This window comes from Protofrankia sp. CiP1_Cm_nod2, from assembly GCF_920664355.1.
Classification (GTDB): Bacteria; Actinomycetota; Actinomycetes; order Frankiales; family Frankiaceae; genus Protofrankia.
On the sequence record NZ_CAKKTL010000016.1, the window covers coordinates 1 to 1,982 of the forward strand.

At 73.9% G+C, this 1,982-nt stretch carries 1 protein-coding gene; it reads left to right on the top strand.

The window, feature by feature from the left end; translation table 11 throughout:
- Positions 1-1,953 (top strand): glycosyltransferase family 87 protein (locus NBW84_RS03110; protein ID WP_445548618.1); only part of this gene is annotated, 1,953 nt, incomplete at its 5' end.
- Positions 1,954-1,982 lie beyond the last annotated feature (29 nt).

A 1,982-nucleotide genomic window follows, 5' to 3' on the forward strand; every position in this document is an offset into this window, starting at 1 on the left:
GCGGTGGGCTGCCGGGCGGTCCCGGTGGGCCCGCGGATGACCGTGCGGCCGCTGGCGGCCGGGACGGGTGGCGAGCGCTCGCCGCGGGCGGCACCCGTCACCCCGGTCTGCCCGTCCCGGGAGGACCCGGTGGTCGCCGGTGCCAGCATGCTCGTCGGCGGCCCGCCGGGCGATCACGCCCGCATCGGCGCCAGCCGGAGCTGGTGGACGCCGCTGCGGATGCTCATGGCGTTCACCATCCTCGCCTGCGTCCTCGCGTACGCGCAGAAGCTGCCCTGCCGGGACACCCGCAACTGGTCGGACGAGTACCAGTACACGCGGATGTGCTACTCCGACGTGGTCGCCCTCTACGGCCAGGAAGGCCTGGCCACGGGCAAGCGCCCCTTCCTCGACTACCCGACCGAGTACCCGCCGCTGATCGGCGCGGTCATGCAGTTCGCGTCGTCGGTCGCCGGCGTCGCCTCGCCGTCGCAGCCGGTGTACCGGAACGAGGACGGCAGGCAGGTGCTGGCCGGCTACACCATCGACCAGCGCACCGCCGTCTTCTACGACGTCACGGCCCTGCTGTTCCTGGTCATGACCTGCGTGGCGGTCTTCTGTACGGCGCTGGCGGCGGGCCGGGCCCGGGTATGGGACGCGGCCCTGTTCGCCCTCGCCCCCGCCCTGGTGCTGCATCTGCTGACCAACTGGGACATCGTCGCGGTCACGTTCGCCGCCGCCGGACTGCTGGCCTGGTCACGCCGCGCGCCCGTGCTCGCCGGCATCCTGTTCGGGCTCGGGGCGGCGACCAAGTTCTACCCGCTGCTGTTCCTGCTGCCGCTGGCTGTGCTGGCCCTGCGCGCGGGCCGGGGCCGGGCCTTCGTGCGGGCCATGGCGGCGACGGTCGTGACCGCCGCGGCCGTGTGGGTGCCGCTGTGGCTGATCGCCGGCTACTTCACCGAGGACCAGCGCACCGGCGACAGCATCTGGACGACGTTCCGGGCCGGTGGCGACTGGCTCGCGCTGCTCGACGGCCATGCTCCCGGCGGGGCCACGAACGCGATGCTGCGCTTCGTCGACCTGAACTCGCAGCGGGGCCCGGACTGGGACTCCCTGGCGTTCGCAGCGACCTGGCTGGCCGGCTCCTTCTCGCCCCGGGCGTTCGGGCCGCTGCATCTGATCGCCATGCTGCTGGCCGGCCTGCTGCTGGTGGCGGCGGGTTTCGCGGCCGCCGCGCGCTGGCCGGCGCGGCGGCTACCGATTGCGCTGGCCGGGCTGGTGAGCTGGCTGCTGGTCGTGGTCGCGGTCCCGAAGGTGCTCGGCAGCGTCCGGGACGACGGGATCCCCACCGGCACCCTCAACGTCGTCTCGATGATCGCTCTCGGGACGCTGCTGGTCGGCATCGCGGCGCTCGGCTGGTTCGCGCCGCGGCGGCCGCGGCTGCCGGCGCTGCTGTTCCTCACCGTCGTCGCCTTCCTGGTGACCAACAAGGTCTTCTCCCCGCAGTACACGCTGTGGCTGGTACCGCTGGCGGCGCTGGCCAGGCCGCGCTGGCCGGCGTTCCTCGCCTGGCAGGCCAGCGAGGCGTACGTGCTGCTCACCCGGTTCCTGCACTTCGTCTACAACGACACCAACGCAGCGCACGGGATCGGCCGCGGCTGGTTCGTGGGCGCTGTCGCCATCCGCGATCTCATGCTGTGCGTGCTGGCCGGGCTGGTCATCCGCGAGATCCTGCGACCGGAGCTGGACGTGGTCCGCGCGACCGGGGCGGACGACCCGGCCGGCGGCGTTCTCGATGGCGTCCCGGACCGTCGTGGCCGGCGCCGTACGGCCGTCCCGGCGCAGGCCGTCGCCGGAGCCACCGCGGATGCCGGCCGGGACGCGCGCCGGGACGGCTACCGGATGTCTCCCCACCGTTCGATGGCCGGCGGTGGGCGGCGAGGCGGACCGTCCACCGCGGGTACCAGCCCGTGACACCGGCACCGGATGGCCCGCTGGCGGAT